Annotated in this window: 24 protein-coding genes; 8 read left to right on the forward strand and 16 right to left on the reverse strand. The window is 73.3% G+C overall.

The features are described 5' to 3' along the window. Positions 1-11 precede the first annotated feature (11 nt). Positions 12-1,145, forward strand: coding sequence for an Mrp/NBP35 family ATP-binding protein (locus AC069K_RS33545; protein ID WP_365104812.1), 1,134 nt, complete (start codon positions 12-14; stop codon positions 1,143-1,145). A 167-nt stretch (positions 1,146-1,312) separates the two neighbouring features. Here AC069K_RS33545 and AC069K_RS33550 read toward each other — a convergent pair whose 3' ends face one another. The 5 genes from AC069K_RS33550 to sigE form a co-directional block, all read right to left on the reverse strand. Beyond that, positions 1,313-1,996: a hypothetical protein gene (locus AC069K_RS33550; protein WP_365104810.1), complete on the reverse strand. Its 684-nt coding sequence runs from the start codon at positions 1,994-1,996 to the stop codon at positions 1,313-1,315. A 162-nt stretch (positions 1,997-2,158) separates the two neighbouring features. Continuing rightward, positions 2,159-2,617 carry a sec-independent translocase gene (locus AC069K_RS33555; protein WP_358835416.1) on the reverse strand — a complete coding sequence of 153 codons (459 nt, stop codon included), beginning with the start codon at positions 2,615-2,617 and terminating at the stop codon, positions 2,159-2,161. Between the two features lie 167 nt (positions 2,618-2,784). Further along, the gene (locus AC069K_RS33560) at positions 2,785-4,842 is read right to left on the reverse strand and encodes a S1C family serine protease (RefSeq protein WP_478622395.1); all 2,058 of its coding nucleotides are present in this window, start codon (positions 4,840-4,842) and stop codon (positions 2,785-2,787) included. 87 nt (positions 4,843-4,929) lie between these two features. Then, positions 4,930-5,871, reverse strand: a complete 942-nt coding sequence (locus AC069K_RS33565; protein ID WP_478622397.1) for a zf-HC2 domain-containing protein — start codon at positions 5,869-5,871, stop codon at positions 4,930-4,932. Further along, positions 5,868-6,677 carry an RNA polymerase sigma factor SigE gene (gene sigE, locus AC069K_RS33570; protein WP_358834792.1) on the reverse strand — a complete coding sequence of 270 codons (810 nt, stop codon included), beginning with the start codon at positions 6,675-6,677 and terminating at the stop codon, positions 5,868-5,870. Before sigE ends, AC069K_RS33565 begins: the two co-directional genes overlap by 4 nt. Before the next feature lie 151 nt (positions 6,678-6,828). On the opposite strand from sigE, the gene AC069K_RS33575 reads away from it, so the two are divergent. Beyond that, entirely contained in the window at positions 6,829-7,533 is a 705-nt protein-coding gene (locus AC069K_RS33575) for an O-methyltransferase (protein WP_478622433.1), read from the forward strand. A gap of 143 nt (positions 7,534-7,676) precedes the next feature. Here the strand turns inward: AC069K_RS33575 and AC069K_RS33580 are convergent, their stop codons facing one another. Further along, positions 7,677-7,844, reverse strand: a complete 168-nt coding sequence (locus AC069K_RS33580) for a DUF3117 domain-containing protein (protein ID WP_009997451.1) — start codon at positions 7,842-7,844, stop codon at positions 7,677-7,679. 309 nt (positions 7,845-8,153) lie between these two features. Here AC069K_RS33580 and chcB point away from each other — a divergent pair, with 309 nt between their 5' ends. Continuing rightward, positions 8,154-8,954: a 2-cyclohexenylcarbonyl CoA isomerase gene (chcB, locus tag AC069K_RS33585; RefSeq protein WP_365104799.1), complete on the forward strand. Its 801-nt coding sequence runs from the start codon at positions 8,154-8,156 to the stop codon at positions 8,952-8,954. A 94-nt stretch (positions 8,955-9,048) separates the two neighbouring features. Here chcB and AC069K_RS33590 read toward each other — a convergent pair whose 3' ends face one another. Both AC069K_RS33590 and AC069K_RS33595 read right to left on the reverse strand, forming a co-directional pair. Further along, positions 9,049-9,639 (reverse strand): DNA-3-methyladenine glycosylase I, encoded by a 591-nt coding sequence (locus AC069K_RS33590; RefSeq protein WP_478622401.1) that lies wholly within the window; start codon positions 9,637-9,639, stop codon positions 9,049-9,051. Further along, entirely contained in the window at positions 9,636-9,956 is a 321-nt protein-coding gene (locus AC069K_RS33595; protein WP_478622402.1) for a DivIVA domain-containing protein, read from the reverse strand. The genes AC069K_RS33590 and AC069K_RS33595 overlap by 4 nt, the downstream gene beginning before the upstream one ends. Positions 9,957-10,104: 148 nt before the next feature. On the opposite strand from AC069K_RS33595, the gene folP reads away from it, so the two are divergent. Continuing rightward, on the forward strand, positions 10,105-10,965 hold the full coding sequence (folP, locus tag AC069K_RS33600; protein ID WP_478622404.1) for a dihydropteroate synthase: 861 nt from the start codon (positions 10,105-10,107) through the stop codon (positions 10,963-10,965). Between the two features lie 45 nt (positions 10,966-11,010). Here folP and AC069K_RS33605 read toward each other — a convergent pair whose 3' ends face one another. Then, the gene (locus AC069K_RS33605; RefSeq protein ID WP_365104788.1) at positions 11,011-11,769 is read right to left on the reverse strand and encodes an LOG family protein; all 759 of its coding nucleotides are present in this window, start codon (positions 11,767-11,769) and stop codon (positions 11,011-11,013) included. Between the two features lie 79 nt (positions 11,770-11,848). After that, a complete protein-coding gene (gene dapE, locus AC069K_RS33610) occupies positions 11,849-12,928 on the reverse strand; it encodes a succinyl-diaminopimelate desuccinylase (RefSeq protein WP_478622407.1) in 1,080 nt (359 codons plus the stop codon). Between the two features lie 108 nt (positions 12,929-13,036). Between dapE and AC069K_RS33615 the strand changes: the two genes are divergently transcribed. Then, a complete protein-coding gene (locus AC069K_RS33615; protein ID WP_478622409.1) occupies positions 13,037-13,999 on the forward strand; it encodes a VldE C-terminal domain-containing protein in 963 nt (320 codons plus the stop codon). A gap of 289 nt (positions 14,000-14,288) precedes the next feature. Continuing rightward, positions 14,289-14,738 (forward strand): ATP-binding protein, encoded by a 450-nt coding sequence (locus AC069K_RS33620; RefSeq protein WP_478622411.1) that lies wholly within the window; start codon positions 14,289-14,291, stop codon positions 14,736-14,738. A gap of 104 nt (positions 14,739-14,842) precedes the next feature. On the opposite strand, the gene dapC is transcribed toward AC069K_RS33620, so the two are convergent. Next, entirely contained in the window at positions 14,843-15,937 is a 1,095-nt protein-coding gene (gene dapC / locus AC069K_RS33625; RefSeq protein WP_478622413.1) for a succinyldiaminopimelate transaminase, read from the reverse strand. A 104-nt stretch (positions 15,938-16,041) separates the two neighbouring features. Continuing rightward, complete coding sequence (fdxA, locus tag AC069K_RS33630) at positions 16,042-16,377, reverse strand: ferredoxin (protein WP_067163693.1); 336 nt, start codon at positions 16,375-16,377, stop codon at positions 16,042-16,044. Between the two features lie 141 nt (positions 16,378-16,518). On the opposite strand from fdxA, the gene AC069K_RS33635 reads away from it, so the two are divergent. Together AC069K_RS33635 and AC069K_RS33640 are read left to right on the forward strand one after the other, a co-directional pair. Further along, positions 16,519-17,514, forward strand: a complete 996-nt coding sequence (locus AC069K_RS33635) for a GNAT family N-acetyltransferase (protein ID WP_365104772.1) — start codon at positions 16,519-16,521, stop codon at positions 17,512-17,514. A 65-nt stretch (positions 17,515-17,579) separates the two neighbouring features. Beyond that, on the forward strand, positions 17,580-18,419 hold the full coding sequence (locus AC069K_RS33640) for a transglutaminase-like domain-containing protein (RefSeq protein WP_365104769.1): 840 nt from the start codon (positions 17,580-17,582) through the stop codon (positions 18,417-18,419). A 13-nt stretch (positions 18,420-18,432) separates the two neighbouring features. Here AC069K_RS33640 and AC069K_RS33645 read toward each other — a convergent pair whose 3' ends face one another. From AC069K_RS33645 to AC069K_RS33660, 4 genes are all read right to left on the reverse strand, one after another. Further along, positions 18,433-19,038, reverse strand: coding sequence for a response regulator transcription factor (locus tag AC069K_RS33645; RefSeq protein ID WP_365104766.1), 606 nt, complete (start codon positions 19,036-19,038; stop codon positions 18,433-18,435). Positions 19,039-19,247: 209 nt separating this feature from the next. Further along, complete coding sequence (locus AC069K_RS33650; RefSeq protein WP_478622417.1) at positions 19,248-20,411, reverse strand: sensor histidine kinase; 1,164 nt, start codon at positions 20,409-20,411, stop codon at positions 19,248-19,250. After that, positions 20,408-21,148: an ABC transporter permease gene (locus AC069K_RS33655; protein WP_365104763.1), complete on the reverse strand. Its 741-nt coding sequence runs from the start codon at positions 21,146-21,148 to the stop codon at positions 20,408-20,410. Before AC069K_RS33655 ends, AC069K_RS33650 begins: the two co-directional genes overlap by 4 nt. Then, positions 21,145-22,065 carry an ABC transporter ATP-binding protein gene (locus tag AC069K_RS33660; protein WP_478622419.1) on the reverse strand — a complete coding sequence of 307 codons (921 nt, stop codon included), beginning with the start codon at positions 22,063-22,065 and terminating at the stop codon, positions 21,145-21,147. The genes AC069K_RS33655 and AC069K_RS33660 overlap by 4 nt, the downstream gene beginning before the upstream one ends. Positions 22,066-22,141: the final 76 nt, after the last annotated feature.

Below are 22,141 nucleotides of genomic sequence, written 5' to 3' on the forward strand. Positions count from 1 at the left end.
ACCATCTCCGTATGGTTACGGATGACGCGGTGCGCGAGGCACTGGCGACGGTGAACGACCCAGAGATCCACCGCCCGATCACTGAGCTCGGCATGGTCAAGGCGGTCGAGATCGGGGCGGACGGGGCGGTCGCCGTCACGGTGTACCTCACGGTCTCCGGCTGCCCGATGCGCGAGACGATCACGAAGAACGTGACCGAGGCGGTCGAGCGGGTCGAGGGCGTCACGCGCGTCGACGTCTCGCTCGATGTGATGAGCGACGAACAGCGCAAGGAGCTCGCGGCGTCGCTGCGCGGCGGTACCGCCGAGCGCGAGGTGCCCTTCGCCAAGCCCGGCTCGCTGACCCGCGTCTACGCGGTGGCGTCCGGCAAGGGCGGCGTCGGCAAGTCCTCGGTGACGGTGAACCTCGCCGCGGCGATGGCGGCGGACGGGCTGAAGGTCGGTGTCGTCGACGCCGACATCTACGGGCACTCCGTGCCCCGCATGCTGGGCGTGGACGGCCGTCCCACCCAGGTCGAGAACATGATCATGCCGCCGTCGGCGAACGGCGTGAAGGTCATCTCCATCGGTATGTTCACCCCGGGCAACGCCCCCGTGGTCTGGCGCGGCCCGATGCTCCACCGCGCCCTCCAGCAGTTCCTGGCCGACGTCTACTGGGGTGACCTGGACGTCCTCCTGCTCGACCTGCCCCCGGGCACCGGCGACATCGCGATCTCGGTGGCCCAGCTGGTCCCGAACGCGGAGATCCTGGTCGTCACGACCCCCCAGCAGGCCGCCGCCGAGGTCGCCGAGCGGGCGGGCTCGATCGCGGTCCAGACCCACCAGAAGATCGTCGGCGTCGTCGAGAACATGGCGGGCCTCCCGTGCCCGCACTGCGACGAGATGGTCGACGTCTTCGGCACGGGCGGCGGCGAGAAGGTCGCCGAGGGCCTGACGAAGACGACCGGCACGAACGTGCCGGTGCTCGGCTCGATCCCGATCGACGTCCGCCTGCGCGAGGGCGGCGACGACGGCAGGCCGGTCGTCCTCTCCGACCCGGACTCCCCCGCGGGCGCCGCGCTGCGCGCGATCGCGGGCAAGCTGGGCGGCCGCCAGCGCGGCCTGTCGGGCATGTCGCTGGGGATCACTCCGCGCAACAAGTTCTGATCTGCGGGTTCTGATCCCCGGGTTCTGATCTGCCGGCCGTCTGTGGCTGGTCGCGCGGTTCCCCGCGCCCCTGGGAGGGCCCTTCGGGCCCCTCTCAGGAACGCGGGGGAACCGCGCGAGCAACCGCCCACAAGCTGCGGCCGCAAGTCGCCCCGGCCGACGTGGACCTAGGCGTACGACGTGATGTCCACCACCGCGAACCCGAGCCCGTACGCGCTCATCCCCCGCCCGTACGCCCCCAGGTGCACCCCGCCCCCGGCGGAGCCGGCCAGCACCCAGCCGAACTCGGACTCCCGGTAGTGGAACGGCGTCGCGACCCCGTCGACCGGCAGCGAGAGCGTGGTCCAGTCCGGCCCGGCGAGGTCGTCCGCCAGTTCCCACGCCGCCTCGGTCTGCTGGTCCAGCCACTCGTCGCGCAGCACGTGGTCCATCTGGGCGGGCCAGGTGAAGGAGAGCAGCCCGGACCCGGCCAGCCAGGCCGCGGAGGAGACCGTGGTGGCCTCCAGCACCCCCGTACCGTCGCCGCTGCGGCGCGTGGGGTTGGCCGGGACGCTCACGACCACCGCGAAGCGCTCGCGGTCGGCGGCGGAGCGGTCGGCCGTGTCTTCGCGGGCCGGCCGTATCGACGGCTCGTCGCCGTGGCCGGTGGAGCCGTACTGAACCGTGCCGTCGGCCGCCGTGGCCACCTGCATCAGCCAGCGCGGCCCGGTGAAGGCCTGGTCAAGGCCGTACCAGGCGAACGGTGCCCGCAGATAGCCGTCGACCGTACGCCGGGCCGCCGGCACCCCTTCTGGTGTGGACGGGGTGTCCTCCGTGGACCCCTGTGCCGAAACCCGACTCGTCGTCTCCACTGCCCGGCCGCCTCCTGTCCGTAGGTGTCCGCAGCGGCCCGCCCCCCTCGGGCGTCCTGGCTGCCGGACCTATGGAGGATAGCCACCCCGGTCGCGTCCACCGGGAATGACGGTGCGGACGTGGCTCGGATTGACGTCCCGTACGGAATTCGGGGGGTCGCGTCAGGTCGCGTCGGCGTCGAACGGGGGGCGCTCGCCCGGGTCGAGCTTCTCGCGCTTCTTGACGAGGTCGGGCGCGCCCGGCACACCGGCGGCCGAGCCGTTCGCGGCCGTCGTGGGGGCCGCGGAGGCGCTCTCGCGGCCGTGCACCGCGTCCGCGACCTCCTCCATGTCCTTGCGCAGGTCGAAGCTGTTGCGGATCTCCTTGAGACCCAGGTCGTCGTTGTCGAGCAGCTGCTTGCGCACGAACGTCTTCGGGTTCAGGTCCTCGAACTCGAAGTCCTTGAACTCGGGGCCGAGTTCGGCGCGGATGTCCGCCTTGGCGGTCTCCGAGAAGCTGCGGATCTTGCGGATGAACCCCGAGACGTCCTGGATCAGCTTGGGCAGTTTGTCCGGGCCGAAGACGAGCACGGCGAGGACCACGAGGGTGACGAGCTCCATGGGCCCTATGTCGTTGAACACCTGCTGCTCCTCGTGGCTCTGCTCCCGGGTCCAGTCATGGACCGCTCCACGGTACCCGTCGAAACTGTCGAAACGGTACCTACCCGGTGACCTTTGGCCGTCGCTCGCCCCCCGGGTGACCGATAGGTGACCCGGGGAGCGAGCCGCGGCGGTGGCCCGGGCGCAGGTCAGGACGTGGCGGAGCCCAGGATGAGGGTGAGGCGCTGCTCCTGGCCGCCGCGCCTGAGCGTCAGCTCCAGGCGGTCGCCGGGGCGGTGGGCGCGGATCTTGACGATCAGCTCCTCGGCGCTGTGCACCCGCTGGCCGTCCACCTTGGTGATCACGTCCTCGGGCCTGATGCCCGCGGTGGCGCCGGGGCCGCCGGGGGTCACGGAGGGCTTGCCGTCGGCGGCCTTGGCACCGACCCGGGCGCCGTCGCCGGAGAACTTCATGTCGAGGGTGACCCCGATGACCGGGTGGGTGGCCCGGCCGGTGTTGATCAGCTCCTCGGCGACCCGCTTGCCCTGGTTGACGGGGATGGCGAAGCCAAGCCCGATGGAACCGCCCTGGCCGCCGCTGTCGCTGCTGCCCGCGGCGCGGATCGCGCTGTTGATACCGACGACGTGGGCGCGCGAGTCGAGCAGGGGACCGCCCGAGTTGCCCGGGTTTATCGGGGCGTCGGTCTGGAGCGCGTCGACATAGCTGACGTCGCTGCCGTCGCCCTTCTCGCCGCCCGCCGTGATCGGACGCTCCTTGGCGCTGATGATGCCGGAGGTGACGGTGTTGGAGAGGTCGAAGGGGGCGCCGATGGCCACCACCGGGTCGCCGACCTGGACGTTGTCGGAGTTGCCGAGCGGGAGCGGCTTCAGCCCCGAGACACCGGTCACCCGGACCACGGCGAGGTCGTACCCGGAGTCGCGGCCGACCACCGTGGCGCGGGCGCTCTCGCCGCCGCTGAAGGTCACGCTGATGTCGCCGGACGAACCCGCGGGCTGGACGACGTGGTTGTTGGTGAGGATGTGCCCGGCGTTGTCGAGGACGAAGCCGGTGCCGGTGCCGGACTCGCTCTCCCCGCTGACGTGCAGCGTGACGACGCCCGGGAGGGCGCTGGCGGCGATCCCGGCGACGCTGTCGGGCGCCCGGCCGATGGGCCCCTTGCCGGCCTGCGGCAGGCTGACGTGGGTGGTGCCGGTCCGCTCGACGTACGCGCCGATGCCACCGCCGATACCGCCCGCGACCAGCGCGAGGACGACGGCCCCGAGGACGAGCGCCCCACGCCGGGGCCCGCGCCGGGCCGGTGCCCCCGCGGTGCTGAGCGGCTGCTGCCCGGCCGCGCCCCACGGGTCGTAGTGCACCCACTGGGACGAGGGCGGGACCGGCGGCACGGCCTCCGGTACGACGTACGGAGCCGGGGCCGGGGCCTCCGGCGCCGGGTACGCCCCCTGGGACGGCACGGCCGCGGCGGGCGGCACGGCACCCGGGAGCGGCGCGGGACGCTGCACCGGGGGCGCGGGCGCCCACGGCCCGGGACCGCCGTACGGCGGCGTCCCGTACGGATCGGGCGCGTGCAGGGGCCGCCGGAGCGGCACGGCACCGTCGGGCCCCTGGGCCGGACCGTCGCCGGGGCCCTCGGCCGCCGCCGCCGACGCCTGGGCGGTGGCCTCGGCCGCCGCAGAGGGCGCAGAGGGCTGGGAAGCGGTGGGCTCCGCCGGTGCCGAAGGCTGCAGAGCGGTGGGCTCCGCCGAGGCCGACAGTTGGGGAGCCGTGGGCTCCGCCGGTGCCGGCCCGGGGTCAACACCCTCGACGGGCGTGGGCCCGTGGCCGGGTTCGGCGGCAACCGCCTGCGCGGGGTCGGCCGGCGCCACCGGTCCCGGTTCGGCGGGGACCGCCTGCGCGGGCTCGGCGGGCGCCACCGGTCCGGGCTCGGCAGAATCCGCCTGCACGGGATCGGCGGCAACCGCCTGCGCGGAGTCGGCCGGTGCCGCCGGGGCGGGTGGGGCCAGTCGGTACGCGGACTCTTCCTCGACCGGGGCTCCCGGAGCCAGCGGGTACGGCACGTCCCGGGCGCCGGAACCTTCCGGCGCCGCGGCGGCCGGACCGTCCTGCGCACCCGGAGCGGACGCGTCCGGCGTCCCGCCCTCGGGCGGGGCCAGGTCGTACGTCTCCTCGGCCGCGGAGCCGTCCTCGCGCGGGGTGGGACGGCTCCACCATCTCGCCCTGGGCCCGGTGGGCTTCCCGTCGTTCATGCTCTCCCCGCAAATGTCCCGCGTGCCCCGGGGGCACCCCTCCCGGGGATTCAATCAGGTTTGCCGGGAGGAGCGCAGGGCAGGCGGTCAGTGCCGCGGAGCCGCCAGCCGCGTCGGGGACGAGGACGGACTCGCGCCCGGCAGCGCGGACAGCGGCGCGACCGGCCGTACCGCCGGGGTGGAGAGCACCGGCCGTATCAGCGGAGGCAGGGCCGAGCCGCTCAGCAGCGCCGCGCGGAACGGGTTGCCGAACTGCTGCGGCGCGGGCTGGGGCGGTATGCCGTTGAGCCCGGCCAGCCCCATCGGAGCCGGTGCCGCGCCGGTCTGCGGACCCACCGGCGCGCTCGCCGCGCCGCCGTGTCTGCGCTCCGCGTCCAGGGACAGCGGCACACCCGAAACAGCACCTGCGGGACCGGCCGACGGGCTCTGCGCCCGCACCGGCGTGACCCTGCTGCCCGAGCCCTCGCCCCGGGCGGTGGTGTCCGCCCCGGAGTCCGAGGGGATCGCGCCGCCGAGCGCGATCGCCGCCAGGGAGACCGCGCTGGCCGCGGCGAAGGCGATCCTGCGCCCGCGCCACGGCGAACCCGAACGCTCCTCGGCGCGGGCCACTTCATGGATGCGGAAGCCCCGCCCGGGCAACCCGCCACCGAGGACGGCCGCGTGCGCCCCGCCGGGCGCGTAGCCGAAGCGGCCCGCCGGGTCGCCCGGATCACTCAGGGCGCCGGGGGTGAAGACCCCCTCGGCGAGGCGGCCCCCGCCGAATGGTCCCCGACCGTCGTCGTCACCTCCGGGGCCCCCGGGCAGCCCCTGGAGCCGTGCCAGCAGCCCCTCGGAGGGGGTGGGCTGCGCCGTCTGCGCGAAGACGCTCTTGACGCGGCGCTGGGCGTCGGCCTCGGCCTTGCACTTGGGACAGGTGGCCAGATGCGAAAGGACGCGCTCGCGCGCGTCATGACTGAGCTCGCCGTCGACCAGGGCGGCGAGGCGGTCCCCCAGATGCTGCTCGGCGGGGGTCGGACCTGTGCCGGTCACGCCGTCCCCTCTCCGACCGCCCCCGGGGCGCCGGGCGCCACCCCCGCGAGGGCACGCTGCTGCTCGGCACGGGCCTCGGGCGAACGGTGCTTCAGCGCCTTGCGCAGATGCGAGCGGCCTCGGTGGATCCGGCTGCGCACGGTACCGAGCTTCACGCCGAGGGTGGCGGCGATCTCCTCGTACGACAGGCCCTCGATGTCGCAGAGGACGACGGCCGCGCGGAATTCGGGCGCGAGGGTGTCCAGCGCCTGCTGGACGTCGGCGTCGAAGTGCGCGTCGTTGAAGACCTGCTGGGGGGACGGGTCACGGCTGGGCAGCCGCTCGGCCGCGTCGTCGCCGAGCGCGTCGAAGCGGATGCGCTGGCGGCGGCGGACCATGTCCAGGAAGAGGTTGGTGGTGATGCGGTGCAGCCAGCCCTCGAAGGTGCCCGGCGTATACGTCGACAGGGAGCGGAAGACGCGGACGAAGACCTCCTGCGTGAGGTCCTCGGCGTCGTGCTGGTTGCCCGTCAGGCGGTAGGCGAGGCGGTAGACGCGGCCGCTGTGCGTGCTGACGATCTCCTCCCACGTGGGAGGGGTCCACGCCGGGGATTCCGCGTCGGCGAAGGTCGCGGTGGCTGCGGAAGGTGCGGCGTTGATGGGAGTCCCTCCCAGGCCGTTGAGGCCATGGGGGCGGTCAGCGGTCTCGGTCACGGATTTCGGCTCACCCGCCGACCTGAGAAAGCGCCGGAGCACTCCTCCCCGATCCACAGGCGCAGCCGCACCTCCCCTGTCGGCTCTGGTGGTGTCCAGCGGAGCCCCTACCATAGCCACCTCGCCCGTTAGCTCCGGATAAGAATCTTTACGCGCATTTGGGACCGGCTTCCCGCCCCCGCGACCGCGTTGCTTCCCGGACCCCTCGGAGACCGGGATTTCGTACTCGTCCATGTCACCCCCGCCCTTCATAACGCCTGGTCCCATCTGCGGGTTCCCGGGCGCAGCGGATACAGTCACCGTTGCGCGCCAACTACGGGGACAGGAGAGGGCCATTACCGCCAACCGGCAGACGAGCTGGGCGTTCGCCGACGCCTTTGTCGCCGAGGACGACGCGCTGCGCTGGGCCCGCGAGCGGTCCCGGGAGGCAGGACTGCGTTCGGTGTCCCCGGGGACGGGCGCCGCGCTGCGCCTGCTCGCTGCCACCGCGGACGCCAAGGCGGTGGCCGAGATCGGCACCGGAACGGGCGTCTCCGGGATCTATCTGCTCCAGGGCCTGCGGCCGGACGGCGTGCTGACCACCGTCGACCCCGAGGCGGACCGCCAGCAGTTCGCCAAGCAGGCCTTCCGCGCGGCGGGATTCGCCGGGAACCGGGCGCGCTTCATCCCCGGGAACGCCCTGGACGTCCTGCCTCGGCTGGCCGACGGCGGATACGACCTGGTGTTCTGCGACGGCGACCGGGCGGAGTCCCTGGACTACCTCGCTGAATCGTTGCGCCTGCTGCGGCCCGGCGGAATCGTCTGCTTCGAAGGGGTCTTCGCCGACGGCCGTACGGTCGACTCGGGCGTCCAGCCCGCCGAGGTGCTGCGGCTGCGGGACCTGCTGCGGACCGTCCGCGAAAGCCAGGAGCTGGTCGGGTCGCTGCTGCCGGTGGGCGACGGACTCCTGTGCGCGGTGAAGCGGCCCTGAGAGGGGCATGGGTGCGCCGCGGTTTCCTCGCCCCCTGGTCAGCCCCTGGTCACCCTTTGGTCGGCCCCGGAAAACACTCCGCCCCGGGCCGGTACCTGCGTACCGGCCCGGGGCGGGCACAGATGGGGGTCAAGCCTGCTGAATCAGCCGACGACCTTCTTGAGCGCGTCACCGAGCGCCTCGGCCTCGTCCGGGGTCAGCTCGACCACAAGCCGTCCACCGCCTTCGAGCGGAACGCGCATGACGATGCCCCGCCCCTCCTTGGTCACCTCGAGCGGGCCGTCGCCCGTCCGCGGCTTCATGGCCGCCATGCTGTTTCCCCTTCCTGAAACCAGCTCATCGCAGCCGGCGGCCCCATGACAGGCATGGTGTTACCGGCATCGAACACATTGCTTCCAGGTCATTATCCCGCATGGCAGGACCCGATGACCAACATCGGTCCGCATCGCTTGCGCAACGCGCTCTATCAAAACCACCCAATTCGGCGATCCGCCTGCGATACTTCGCCACCCCCGGTGCGGATGCCGACCGGGATTGTTTGACGCAGGTCACATGTGCGGCGCCGATGATCTCCGCCATGCTGGGCGGACACGACACCGCAACGGAGGGGATCCATCCCAATGGCCGACACCGTGCTCTACGAGGTGACCGACGGGCTCGCGACGATCACGCTCAACCGTCCCGACGCCATGAACGCCATGAACATCGAGGCCAAGGTCGCCCTGCGGGACGCGGTACGGGCGGCCGCGGCGGACCCGGCGGTACGGGCGGTCCTGCTCACCGCGACCGGCCGGGCGTTCTGCGTGGGCCAGGACCTCAAGGAGCACGTGAGCCTGCTCGCGGCGGACCGCGAGGCGGGCACCACGGTCACGATGAGCACGGTCCGCGAGCACTACAACCCGATCGTGCGCGCCCTCACCGAGATGCCCAAGCCGGTCGTGGCGGGGGTCAACGGCGTCGCGGCGGGCGCGGGCCTCGGCTTCGCGCTGGCGGCGGACTACCGGGTGGTCGCGGACACCGCCGCCTTCACCACCTCCTTCGCGGGGGTCGCGTTGACGGCCGACTCCGGCGTCTCCTGGACGCTGCCCCGCCTCATCGGCCAGTCGCGCGCCGCCGACCTGCTGCTCTTCCCGCGCTCGATCTCCGCGCGCGAGGCGTACGACCTCGGGATCGTGAACAAGCTCGTCCCGGCGGACGACCTGGCGGCCGAGGCCGCGGCCGTGGCGCGCGCGCTGGCCGACGGGCCGACCCTCGCGTACGCGGCGCTCAAGGAGTCACTGGCGTACGGGGCCGGGCACAGCTTGGCCGAGGCGCTGGAGAAGGAGGACGAACTCCAGACGCGTGCCGGGGCCTCCGAGGACCACGGCATCGCGGTGGCGGCGTTCCTGGCGAAGGAGAAGCCGAAGTACGTGGGGCGTTGAGCCGTTCGTGGTGACGTGACCTTCCGCGCGGCGGCCGCGGGCCCTTCGGGGCCCGCCGCGCGGCTCACCGCGCCCCTGGGGGCCCCGCCGCCCGTCAGGCGGCGCCGGCGCCGCCCCGGGACACGCAGTTCTCCAGGTGGTCGTCCACGAGCCCGCACGCCTGCATGAGGGCGTAGGCGGTGGTGGGGCCGATGAAGCGCAGGCCGCGCTTCTTGAGGGCCTTGGACAGCGCCGTCGACTCGTCGGTGACCGGGGGGACGTCGGCCAGGGTGCGGGGTGCCGGGCGGGTGGCGGGGTCCGGCGCGTACGACCAGATCAGCTCGTCCAGTTCGCCGGGGGCCCAGTCGGCCAGGACGCGCGCGTTGGCGAGGGTCGCCTCGATCTTGGCGCGGTTGCGGATGATCGACTCGTCGGTCAGCAGCCGCGCCGCGTCCTCGTCCGTGAACGCGGCCACCTCGGCGATCCGGAAGCCCGCGAAGGCGCGGCGGAAGCCCTCCCGGCGGCGCAGGATCGTGATCCACGACAGCCCCGACTGGAAGGCCTCCAGGCACAGCCGTTCGTAGAGGGCGTCGTCGCCGTGGACCGGGCGGCCCCACTCGGTGTCGTGGTAGGCCACGTAGTCCGCGGTGGACAGCCCCCATGGGCAGCGCGGCCGGCCGTCGGGGCCGGGGATGGCGGCGCTCACTGGCGGGGCTCCTCGTCGCGGCGGGCGTGGGCGGCGCTGAGCGCCTGCTGGAGGCCGGCGATCCGGGCGTCGCGCTCGGAGAGCTCCGCGGCGAGACGGCTCAGTACGTCGTCGACCTCGGCCATGCGGTAGCCGCGGGCGGCCACCGGGAGCCGCAGGGCGTCGATGTCCGCTCGCTCCACGGGCCGGTCCTCGGGCAGCGGGTCGGAGAGCCGCTCGGGGCCCGTCTCGGGCAGGACGGCGTCGTCGCCGCCCACCACGGCCAGCGTCACCGCGGCGACCACCACGACCATGGCGATCAGCAAGAACCAGAACACGCGCGAAGCCTCTCCCCGCCAGCCGGAAACCGTCGGGTCCGATCGTGCCATGCGGAGCCGGGAGTTAGGGTCTGTCGGTCGGCAAGGCCCGGCCCACCGGGCACGGAACCAGAGGTCACGGGCTTCTTACCCGAGGAGGAAACAGCGGATGCTGCGGCTGGGACGGCGCGAGTTCGACGCGTACGAGCCGGTGATCATGGCGATCGTCAACCGGACCCCGGACTCCTTCTACGACCAGGGCGCGACCTTCCACGACGAGCCCGCGCTGGCCCGCGTGGAGGAGGCGGTGTCCCAGGGGGCCGCCATCATCGACATCGGCGGGGTCAAGGCGGGCCCCGGCGAGGAGGTGACGGCCGAGGAGGAGGCGCGGCGCACGGTCGGCTTCGTGGCCGAGGTGCGGCGGCGGCATCCGGACGTGGTGATCAGCGTCGACACCTGGCGCCACGATGTCGCCGAGGCGGTCTGCGAGGCGGGCGCGGACGTGCTGAACGACGCGTGGGGCGGGGTCGACCCCAAGCTCGCGGAGGTCGCGGCGCGGTACGGGGCGGGGCTGGTGTGCACGCACGCGGGCGGCGTCGAGCCGCGCACCCGGCCGCACCGGATCGCGTACGAGGACGTGATGGAGGACATCCTGCGGGTCACCGTCGGCCTCGCGGAGCGGGCGGTCGCGCTCGGGGTGCGGCGGGACGGGATCATGATCGATCCCGGTCACGACTTCGGCAAGAACACCCGCCACAGCCTGGAGGCGACCCGGCGGCTCGGGGAGATGACGGCGACCGGGTGGCCGGTCCTGGTCTCCCTCTCCAACAAGGACTTCGTCGGGGAGACGCTGGACCGGCCGGTCAAGGAGCGGGTGATCGGGACGCTGGCCACGACCGCGGTGTCGGCGTGGCTGGGGGCGCGGGTGTACCGGGTGCACGAGGTCGCGGAGACGCGTCAGGTGCTGGACATGGTGGCGTCCATCGCGGGCCACCGGCCGCCCGCGGTGGCCCGGCGCGGGCTGGCCTGACCGGGCCCCGGCGGCACGGCGGCGGTGCGGGCGCGTCCGGCGCCCCTACCGCCCCACCTCCTTGGTCACCAGGGCCACCGCCTCCTCCACGCTGTCCGTGACGTGGAAGAGGAGCAGGTCGCTCTCGGAGGCCTTGCCGCCCGCGACCACCGTGTCGCGGAGCCAGTCGACCAGGCCCGTCCAGTACTCGGAGCCGAACAGGACGATCGGGAAGCGGGTCACCTTGCCGGTCTGGACGAGCGTGAGCGCCTCGAAGAGCTCGTCCAGCGTGCCGAGGCCGCCGGGCAGCACGACGAAGCCCTGCGCGTACTTCACGAACATCGTCTTGCGGACGAAGAAGTAGCGGAAGTTCACGCCGATGTCGACATGCGGATTGAGCCCCTGCTCGAAGGGGAGCTCGATGCCGAGGCCGACCGAGACGCCCCGCGCCTCGCGCGCGCCCCGGTTGGCCGCCTCCATCGCCCCCGGCCCACCACCGGTGATCACCGCGAAGCCCGCCTCGACCAGCGCCTGGCCGATGCGCACGCCCGCCTCGTACTCCAGCGAGTCCACCGGCGTGCGGGCCGAGCCGAAGACGCTGATGGCGCTGGGCAGTTCGGCGAGCGCGCCGAAGCCCTCGACGAACTCGGACTGGATGCGCATCACCCGCCAGGGGTCGGTGTGCACCCACTCCGAGTCGCCCTCGGTGTCCAGGAGCCGCTGGTCGGTGGTTCCGGGCTTCACCTGCTCGCGGCGGCGCAGCACCGGCCCGAGCCGCTGCTCCAGCCGCTGTTCGCCCGGAAACTCTCCCTCGGGATAGGCCATTGCGTGCTCCTTTCCGCTGACTCCAGTCATATGACGCGTCCGGCCAGGGTAGGACGACTTACGTGACGAATGATGAAATTCAGGCAGTCAGCCAGGCGTGAAGTCGCCGTTCGCAGTGGGTGATCCGGTCGACGGCCACGTGTTCGTCGCGCTTGTGCGCGTACAGGGCGTCCCCGGGGCCGTAATTGACGGCCGGGACGCCGAGCGCGCCGAAGCGGGAGACGTCGGTCCAGCCGAACTTGGGCTGCGGGGTGCCGCCGACCGCCGCCATGAAGGCCGCGGCGGCCGGGTGTGAGAGGCCGGGCCGGGCCGCGCCCGAGTGGTCGTCGACGACGAACGCCGTGACGCCGCAGTCCGCGAAGACCTCGTGGACGTGGGCCAGCGCCTCCTCGGCGGTGCGGTCCGGGGCGTAGCGGTAGTTGACGGTGACCGCGCACGCGTCGGGGATGACGTTGGTGGCGACGCCGCCCTCGATCCGTACGGCGTTCAGGCCCTCGTGGTACTCCAGCCCGTCGATCACCGGCCGGCGCGGCTCGTACGCGGCGAGCCGGGCCAGGATCGGGGCGGCGGCGTGGATGGCGTTGGAGCCCATCCAGCTGCGCGCGGAGTGGGCCCGCTCCCCTTCTGTGTGGAGGACGACCCGCAGGGTGCCCTGGCAGCCGCCCTCGACCTGGCCGTCGGAGGGCTCCAGGAGGACCGCGAAGTCGCCCTCGATCCAGTCGGGGTGCGCCTCGGCCACGTGCCCGAGCCCGTTGAGGTGGGCCGCGACCTCCTCGTTGTCGTAGAAGACGAAGGTCAGGTCGCGGTTGGGCTCGGGGACGGTCGCCGCGATGCGCAGCTGCACGGCCACGCCGGACTTCATGTCGGAGGTGCCGCAGCCCCACAGGACGCCGTTGTCGTCCAGGCGCGAGGGCACGTTGTCCGCGATCGGGACGGTGTCGATGTGCCCGGCGAGGACGACCCGCTCGGCGCGCCCCAGGTTCGTGCGCGCGACGACGTTGTTGCCGTGGCGGTCCACGGTCAGGTGCGGCAGCGTCCGCAGGGCCGCCTCGATCGCGTCCGCGAGCGGCTTCTCCGTTCCGCTCTCGGACGGGAAGTCGACGAGCCACGCGGTGAGCGCGGGGCCGTCCAGGGTCAGGTCGAGTGCGCTGTCTGCCATGGCCCCGACCCTAGCGCGCACCCCCCGACCAGGGCCGGGGCGTCCAGAAGCACACGAGTGGCGCCCGGCCCCGGGGGGCTCGCCCCGCCCTCCAGTACGGTGGTCCCCGTGTCCCAGCCCCGCACTCCCGAACGACCCGCACGGCGCGGCCGTCTCTTCCGTTTCGTGGCCGCGGCCGTCGTGCTGCTCGCCGTGGCCGGCTATCTGGTGGTGCAGTACCTGAGCGGGGGGCCGGGGGCGCCGAGATGCACGGTGGGGTCGGGGGACGACACCTACCGGCTCAGCCCCGAGCAGGCCGAGAACGCGGCGACGATCTCCGCGGTCGGCACCACGCGCGGGATGCCCGAGCGGGCGGTCACCATCGCGCTGGCCACCGCGCTCCAGGAGTCGGGCCTGCGCAACATCACGCACGGCGACCGCGACTCGGTCGGGCTCTTCCAGCAGCGGCCCTCGCAGGGCTGGGGCACCGTGCGGGAGATCATGGATCCGGTGTACTCGGCCGGGAAGTTCTACCAGCGCCTGGCCGAGGTGCCCGGCTACTCGCGGCTGCCGCTGACCGTGGCCGCGCAGCGGGTGCAGCGCAGCGGCTTCCCGCAGGCGTACGCCAAGCACGAGCCGGACGCGGCGCTGCTCACGGCCGCGCTCACCGGCCGCAGTCCCGCCTCGCTGACCTGCACCATCGCCAAGGACACCCGCCCGGGCGACCCGGCGCGGGTGCGCGCCGAGCTGACCCGCGCGTTCGGCGCCGGGGTGGTCCCGGACAGGGGCGAGGGGCGCGAGGTGACCGTGCCGGTGCGCACGCCCGCGCGCGCGGGCGCGGACGCCGAGGGCGGCGCCGCGCAGCACGGCTGGGAGCTGGCCCACTGGGCGGTCGCGCACGCCGCGGCCTTCCGGGTGGAGCGGGTGTCGTACGCGGGGCACACCTGGCGCGCGGACGGCTCCCGCAAGGGCTGGCACACCGACGACGCCCGGGCGGACGCGGACGCCACCAGCGGGGACACCGCCGACGCGGCGAACGGCGCGGGGAGTTCCGGCGCCTTCGGCCAGGTCCGTATCCAGCTCACCCCTTAGCGCGCGACAGCCGTTCGGGCGGCCACCCGTACGGGGCACAGACGCCTTTCACGTACACCGTTTCGTACACCCACCCCCGCGCCCTTCCGGAGAAACGTCAATTCCCTTGGGAACACGGGGATGCGGCGGTGCTCGGCAGAGGGGTGCCGCAGCTCGTTTGCCCGTTTTTATCCGAACCCGATAATGCGACGCATTGCGAACTCTTTACCCGGGCCCTCCGCAACCTGAGCCGCACCCCGAGGAGTTGTCACAGCGTCCGAACGCCGTTCCTCCCGTCTCAAGGAGCATCATGTCCCTCCCCCTGACCCGTCGGATCGCCCGTGCCGCGCTGCTCATCGCGGCGGGTGCAGTTCCCGTGGTCGGCGCGGCCGGCGCGGCGAGCGCCGCCGCGCTTCCGGAGACTGCGAACCTGGGCGGTCTGACCGCCCTCGACGGCGCGAACCTCGGCAACACGGTCGACGGTGCCGCGCAGCAGGCCACCGGCCTGGCGGGCGACACCGGCAGCAAGGCCGTCAAGCAGGCCGTCCCCGCCGCGGGCAAGACCGTCGGCAAGACCGGGAAGACGGCGACCCCGGCGGCCCAGAAGACGGCGGGCGACGCCGCGGGCAACGCGGGCGACCTGCTGGGCACCACCGCCAAGTCGGCCAGCCTGGACGGCCTTCCGGCCGGCGGCCAGCTGCCCACCCAGGGCCTGTCCTCCACCGACCAGCTGCCGCTCAAGGGCCTGCCCGTCGGCTGAGCCGCACCGACCGCCGCGCCTCCCGCGCGGGCGACGCCGAAGGGGCCCCGGGATCCTGTCCCCGGGGCCCCTTCGCGGTACCCGTGCTCCGATGTCCGTACGCCCTAGCCCAGGCGCTTCACGGCCGCCTCGACGCGCTCGTCGGTCGCCGTGAAGGCGACCCGTACGAACCGCGCGCCCGCCTCGCCGTAGAAGTCGCCGGGCGCCACCAGGATGCCGAGCTCGGCGAGGTGGGCCACGGTCTGCCAGCAGCCCTCGTCGCGGGTCGCCCACAGGTAGAGGCTGGCCTCGCTGTGCTCGATGCGGAAGCCGTGCTTGACCAGCGCCTCGCGCAGGGCGGCGCGGCGGGCCGCGTAGCGCGCCCGCTGCTCGTGTACGTGGACGTCGTCGCCCAGCGCCGCCACGGTGGCCGCCTGGACGGGCGCGGCGGTCATCATCCCGCCGTGCTTGCGGATCAGGAGCAGCTCGCCGAGGACGGCCTCGTCGCCCGCGATGAACGCGGCGCGGTAGCCGGCCAGGTTGGAGCGCTTGGAGAGCGAGTGGACGGCGACGAGGCCCTCGTACGTACCGCCGCAGACGTCCGGGTGCAGCACCGAGACGGGCTCGGCCTCCCAGCCCAGCTCCAGGTAGCACTCGTCGGAGACGAGCAGGACGCCGTGCTCGCGCGCCCAGGCGACGATCCGGACCAGCTCCTCCTTGGGCAGGACCCGGCCGGTCGGGTTGGACGGCGAGTTCAGCCAGAGGAGCTTGAGCCCGGCCGGGTCGAGCGCGGTCGGGTCCTCGTACGCGACGGGCTCCGCGCCGCAGAGCCGGGCGCCCACCTCGTACGTCGGGTACGCCAGGCGCGGGTGGGCGACCTTGTCGCCCGGGCCGAGGCCGAGCTGGGTCGGCAGCCAGGCCACCAGCTCCTTGGACCCGACCACCGGCAGCACGTTGCGGTGGCCGACGCCGACCGCGCCGAGCCGGCGTCCGAGCCATCCGGTGAGCGCGTCACGCAGCTCCGCGGTCCCCCACACCGTCGGATAGCCCGGCGAGTCCGCGGCCCCGGCCAGTGCCTCGCGGATCAGCTCCGGGACGGGGTCGACCGGGGTGCCCACGGACAGGTCCACGATGCCGTCCGGATGGGCCGCGGCCGTCGCCTTGTACGGCTCCAGCTTGTCCCAGGGGAAGACGGGCAGGCGTGCGGAGACTGCGCCCACGGAAGGTGCTCACTTTCTTCTGCGGAATGCCGTGCCGGGCAAACGCCTCGGTCCCGCAGGGCTAAGGACGCCGTACGGGACCGGGCGGACACGCGGTGCGGGTGTCAGTGCTCGCTGTCGGCGTTGATGTCGGCGGGCAGCGCGGCGATGAAGGGGTGGTCGCGCTCGATCAGGCCGAGCTTGGAGGCGCCACCGGGCGAACCGAGCTCGTCGAAGAACTCGACGTTCGCCTTGTAGTAGTCCTTCCACTCCTCCGGGGTGTCGTCCTCGTAGAAGATGGCCTCGACCGGGCAGACCGGCTCACAGGCACCGCAGTCGACACATTCGTCCGGGTGGATGTAGAGGGACCGCTTGCCCTCATAGATGCAGTCGACCGGGCACTCTTCGATGCATGCCTTGTCCTTAAGGTCGACACAAGGCTCCGCAATGACGTAGGTCACGCTGTCGTTCCTCCTCGATAGGGCGCGGCGGGCCGGTCTGCGGCTCCGTCCACGTGGCGCGCGGGAGCGCGGCGTCGTCGATGCCCACACCTAGTATCTCCGTTCCGGGGCGGGATCCGAACAGGAGGGGCGAAGAGAGCTGTGGAGTTCACCACCGGCGGACGGCTGGTCGTCAGAATCACGCCGGAAGATCAGGGCAAACGCGTATCAGTCAGACACCTGGCGAGGCCGGGGGAACAGGGCGCGAAGTTCACCGACACGGTCGGCGTTCTCACATCGTGGGATGCCGGAGTGCTGTCGATCGTCCGCAGGAACGGGGAGGCGGTCCGCGTCCCGGAGGGCGAGATGGTCGCGGGCAAGGTCATCCCGGCCGAGCCCGCCCGGCGCCGCGGTCCGGCCGCCACCTTCCGGGAGTTGGCGCTGGTCAGCGCACGTGCCTGGCAGCCCGTGGAGAGCGAGGCGCTGGGCGGCTGGACCCTGCGGGCGGCCGGCGGATTCACCCGGCGGGCCAATTCGGTACTGCCGCTGGGCGAGCCCGGGATGCCCCTGGAGGACGCCCTCGCGTACGCGCGCGCCTGGTACACCGCCCGTGGTCTTCCCACCTACGTACAGACGTCCACGGGTGCCGAGGGGACCCAGGAGGCGCTCTGTGTCGATCTTGAAAACTTTGGGTGGGTTCGCGAGGTAAGCGCCCAACTGCGGATCGCCGCACTTGCCCCGATCGGGGACCTCGACGCGGACGTCTCCCAGGTCGTCCTCGGCCGTTCCGTCCAGCCCGGCTGGCTCGCCCGCTACCAGCGCGCCGGCACCCCCGGGCCCCAGGTGCGCGCGGTACTGGAGAGCGGCCCCTCCACGTGGTTCGCCACCGTGGCCGGGGACGGGGAGGTGCCCGCCGCCATCGGCCGGTGCGTCATCGACGGCCGCTGGGCGGGGTTCATGGCCGTCGAGGTGGACCCGGCGCAGCGCCGCCGGGGACTCGCCACGGCCGTGATGACCGCGCTGGCCCGCCAGGCGCTCTCCGAGGGAGCCTCGGCGGCGTGGCTCCAGGTCGAGGCGGACAATGAGGGGGCCCGGGCCCTCTACGACGCCCAGGGCTTCGCCACCCACCACACCTACCACCACTTCCGGCAGGGCTGAGCGCCCCGGGCGGGCCCCGGGTCCGCGCCGGACTTTCCGATCCCACCAACGGGTACGAGGCGGTTATGGACCCCGAAAGCCCCGGCGCCGAGGACTGGCGGCGGCAGTTCACCGAGGAGGCCCGGTCGGTACGGCCGGACCTGGCGACGCTGTGCCTGCTGATCGGCGCGGTGGCCGATCCCGGCCTCGGCCGGCCCGGCCTGGACGCGGCGCAGATGGAGCTGGACCGGCTGGCCGGCCTGCTTCCCCACGGCGTCACCGGGGCCCGCCCCTGGGCGCTGGCCCTGGCCGAACTGCTCGGCGGCGGCTGCGGCTTCCGCGGCGGCCCGGCCGAGTACCAGCGGCTGGAGTCCTCCCTGCTGCCCCAGGTGCTGCGGCGCCGCAGGGGACTGCCGATCCTGCTGTCGGTGGTCTGGATGGAGGTGGCGCGCAGGGCCGGCGCCCCGGTGTACGGGGTGGCCCTGCCCGGCCACTTCGTGGTGGGCCTCGGCAGCCCCGAGGAGCGGGTGCTCGCGGATCCGTTCGACGGGGGGCGGCCGCTGACCGGTGCTGATGCGGAACTCCTGGTGGCCGGGGCCACCGGCGCCCCGCTCGACCCGTCGACGATCACCCCGGCCGACCCGTTGGCGGTCGTGCTGCGCGTCCTCAACAACATCCGCGCCTGGGCCGCGGCCCGCCCGGAGCGCAGCGACGTGGCCCTGTGGGCACTGGACCTGTCCCTGCTGCTGCCCACGCACCCGGCCCGGCTGCGCTACGACCGGGCCGAGCTCCTGGTCCGGCGCGGCGACTACCTCGCGGGCGCGGCGGAGTTCGAGGATTACGCGGACATCCTGGAGCCGGTGGAGCCCGGCACCGCCGAGACCGTCCGGAGCCGGGCGCGGGCGGCGCGGGCGATGCTGAACTGACGCCCGGCCGGGGTCAGAGCCAGCCCTTCTCGCGGGCGATGCCCACCGCCTCCGCGCGGTTGCGGGCCGCCAGCTTCTGGATGGCCATGGAGAGGTAGTTGCGGACCGTGCCCTGGGAGAGGCAGAGGACGCGGGCGAGTTCGGCGTTGGTGGCGCCGTTCGCCGCCGCGCGCAGGACGTCGCGTTCGCGGTCGGTCAGCGGGTTGGCGCCCTCGGCGAGCGCGGCGGCTGCCAGCGTCGGGTCGATCACCCGCTCCCCCGCCAGCACCTTGCGCACCGCCGCCGCGAGCTGGGCGGCCGGGGCGTCCTTCACCAGGAAGGCGGCGGCGCCCGACTCCATCGCGCTGCGCAGATAGCCGGGGCGTCCGAAGGTCGTCAGGATCACGATCCTCAGCTCCGGCAGCTCGCGGTGGAGGACCGCGGCGGCCTCGATGCCGGTCATCCCGGGCATCTCGATGTCCAGGAGCGCCACATCGGGGGCGCAGGCGCGGGCCGCGTCCAGCACCTCGTCGCCCCGGGCCACCTGGGCGACCACGTCGAAGTCCGGCTCCAGGCCGAGCAGGGCCGCGAGGGCTTCGCGGACCATGGACTGGTCTTCGGCCAGGAGTAGGCGGGGCATGGTCGGATTCTAAGGGGGTTGCGGGCTTGCGGTTTTCGGCTGCGGGCCGGTGGCTGGTCGCGCCCACGTGGTGGAGCCACACATGTCACAGCCCCGCGCCCCTATAGGTGCCGCTCCGCGGCAATCCCCTGGGCGCCCCGCAGGGGCGCATCCACGGCCGCGGGGAACTGCGCGAGCAACCCACCACTCACCCGCAGACAAACACCGGGCTAAAGAAGCGGCACCCTCGCCGTCAGCGTGAAGCCCCTGCCCTTGTGCGCCGAGGGCTCCAGGGTGCCGTCCACCTCCGACAGCCGTTCCGCCAGGCCCGTCAGGCCGTTGCCGGCCGTGACGGCGCAGGCGCCCCGGCCGTCGTCGGCGACCTTCAGCTCCAGGAAGCGGCCGTCCAGGGTCTGGCACTCCCCGAGGGTGATGGCGCACCTGCGGGCGGCGCTGTGCCGGACCACGTTGGTGACGGCCTCCCGGACCACCCAGGCCAGCGCCTCCCCCGCGCCCGGGGGCAGGCCGGGCGGGAGGTCGGCCGCCACCGGCAGGTCCGCGGCCACCCCGGCCGCCGTCAACGCGGTGCGCGCGCCCGCCAGTTCCCCGGCGAGGGTCGCCCTGCGGTAGCCGGTGACCGCTTCCCGTACGTCCACCAGGGCCTGGCGGCTGACCTGTTCGATGTCGGCGACCTGCTGGGCCGCCTGGTCGGGGCGGTCCGGGAGCATCCGGCCCGCCAGCTCGCTCTTGAGGGTGATCAGGGAGAGCGAGTGCCCCATCAGGTCGTGCAGGTCGCGGGCGAGGCGCAGCCGCTCCTCGTTGGCCGCGAGCTGCGCCACGGTGGCCCTGGCCTGGCGCAGCTCCACGGTCGTACGCACGAGATGGCGCACCCCGGTCATGGCGAAGCCGCCGAGCAGCGCCGGGATCGCCAGGCCCGGCACGAAGTCGCCCCAGTCGCCGCGGGTGGTCAGGCCGATCAGGGCCATCACGGCCGTGGCGCCCGGGATCGCCCAGCGGGCGAGCGGCAGCGGCAGCACCGCCCCGCAGCCCACCGACACGTACACGAAGAGCACCAGCCAGGGCGCGTCCAGGGTCAGCGAGGTGGCCACCGCGATGCCGGTGAGGAAGGCCAGCATCGAGGCGACCGTGACGCGGGCGAAGGGGCGCGCGGTGTGGCGGAAGACCAGGGCCAGATAGACCCCGACGAACGCCACCAGGGCGAGCCAGCCGAGCGCGGTGGCCGACGCGGTGTGCTCCTCCTTGAGGAGGTCGGTGACCGGGGCGCCGAGGAACGCCAGCCAGATGCCGATCCACAGCAGCTTGCGCAGCGCCTCCTGACGGTTCGTCGGCGGGCGGCCCGGGAGGGGGCCGCGGTCTTCCCTCACGCTCGTCACGCCTTCAGGGTGTCCTTCCGGTACAGCCAGGCCGCGCCGCCCGCGAAGAGCAGGAAGTAGGCGACGAGGACGGCCACGTCCTTGGTGTGCGGGGCGTTGCCCGCCTCGATGGCCTGCCCGAGCGCAGCGTACGCGTGGGTGGGCAGCCAGGTGGCGAGCGACCGCAGCCAGGGCGCGAACGTCGTGGTGGGCATCCACAGGCCGCCCAGGATGGAGAGGCCGAAGTAGATGATCATCGTGATGGGGCGGACCGCGTCACCGCTGGCGAGGTAGCCGATGGCCACGCCGAGGGCGGCGAAGCAGAGCGAGCCCGCCCAGATGGCGCCGGTCAGCGCCAGCCACTGCCAGGCCGCGAACCGTACGTCCTTGACGGTGGCGGCCACCAGGAAGACCACCAGGATGCACGGCAGGGTGACCACCGCGGCGCTCGCGATCTTCGCCAGGACGTAGCCGCGGCCGGGCAGCGCGGTCAGCCGCAGCTGGCGCACCCAGCCCTTCTCGCGCTCCTTGGCGATCTTCTCGCTGTTGCCCATCAGGACGGCGGTGATCGCGCCGAACGAGGCCATGGAGACCATGAAGAAGGCGGGGAAGGTCAGACCGGTGCCGCCGATGGTGTCCGTGGTGCTCTGCGAGCCGGAGATCAGCAGGTACAGCGCGGACGGGTACATGACCGAGAAGAACATGAACTTCTTGTTCCGCAGGGTGCGGGCGATTTCGAGCTTGATCAGGGTGTTCACGCGGTCCTGGCCTCCTCGGCCTCGGTGATGGCGACGAAGGCCTGCTCCAGGCCGAGGCCCGCGACTTCGAGGTTGCGGGGGTACAGACCGAGCCCGTACACCGCGTGGACGGTGGCGTCGGCGTCGGTCGACTGGAGGCGGACCGTGCGGCCGGAGACGTCCAGGCCCGCCAGGAACGGCAGTCCGCGCAGGAGCGCCTCGTCGATCGCGCCCTCCAGGTCGAAGGCGATCCGGCGGGCGCCGGCCTTCGCCTTGATCTCGGAGGCGGTGCCGTCGGCGAGGAGGCGGCCCTTGTGGAGCACCAGGACGCGGTCGGCGATCGCGTCCGCCTCCTCCAGGTAGTGGGTGGCGAACAGGACCGTACGGCCCTGCTGCGCCTGCTCGCGCATGGTCGCCCAGAACGCCTGGCGGGCGGTGACGTCCATGCCCGTGGTCGGCTCGTCCAGGACGATCAGGTCGTTGGCGCCGGCGGTGGCGAGCGCGAAGCGCACGCGCTGCTCCTGGCCGCCGGAGAGCTTGTTGACCATCCGGTCGGCGATCTGCGCGATGCCGGCGCGGTCCAGGACCTCCTCGACCGGGTGCGGCCGCGGGTGCAGGGCGCAGGCTAGCCGGACCAGTTCGCGGACCCTGACCTCCTCCATCAGACCGCCGCTCTGGAGCATCGCGCCGACCCGGCCGTCCTTGATGGCCTGCTCGGGCGTGGTGCCGAACAGGCGCACCGCGCCCGCGTCGGCCTTGCGCAGTCCGAGCAGCAGGTCGAGCGTGGAGGACTTGCCGGCGCCGTTCGGCCCCAGGAGCGCGACCGTCTCGCCAGGGTGCAGCTCCAGGGAGAGGTCCGCGACGGCGCGGACGTCCCCGTAGCTCTTGCTCACGCGCTCGAAGCTCACCACGGACGTGGTGGTGGAGGTGGTGGTCATGCCCCAAGGTTCGCCCGCGGGGCCGGTCGGGAGGCAGTGCCGGGTGTCGTGACTGTGGGATGACAGATGTCATGCG

The sequence above is a fragment of the Streptomyces sp. NPDC043908 genome (assembly GCF_056435525.1).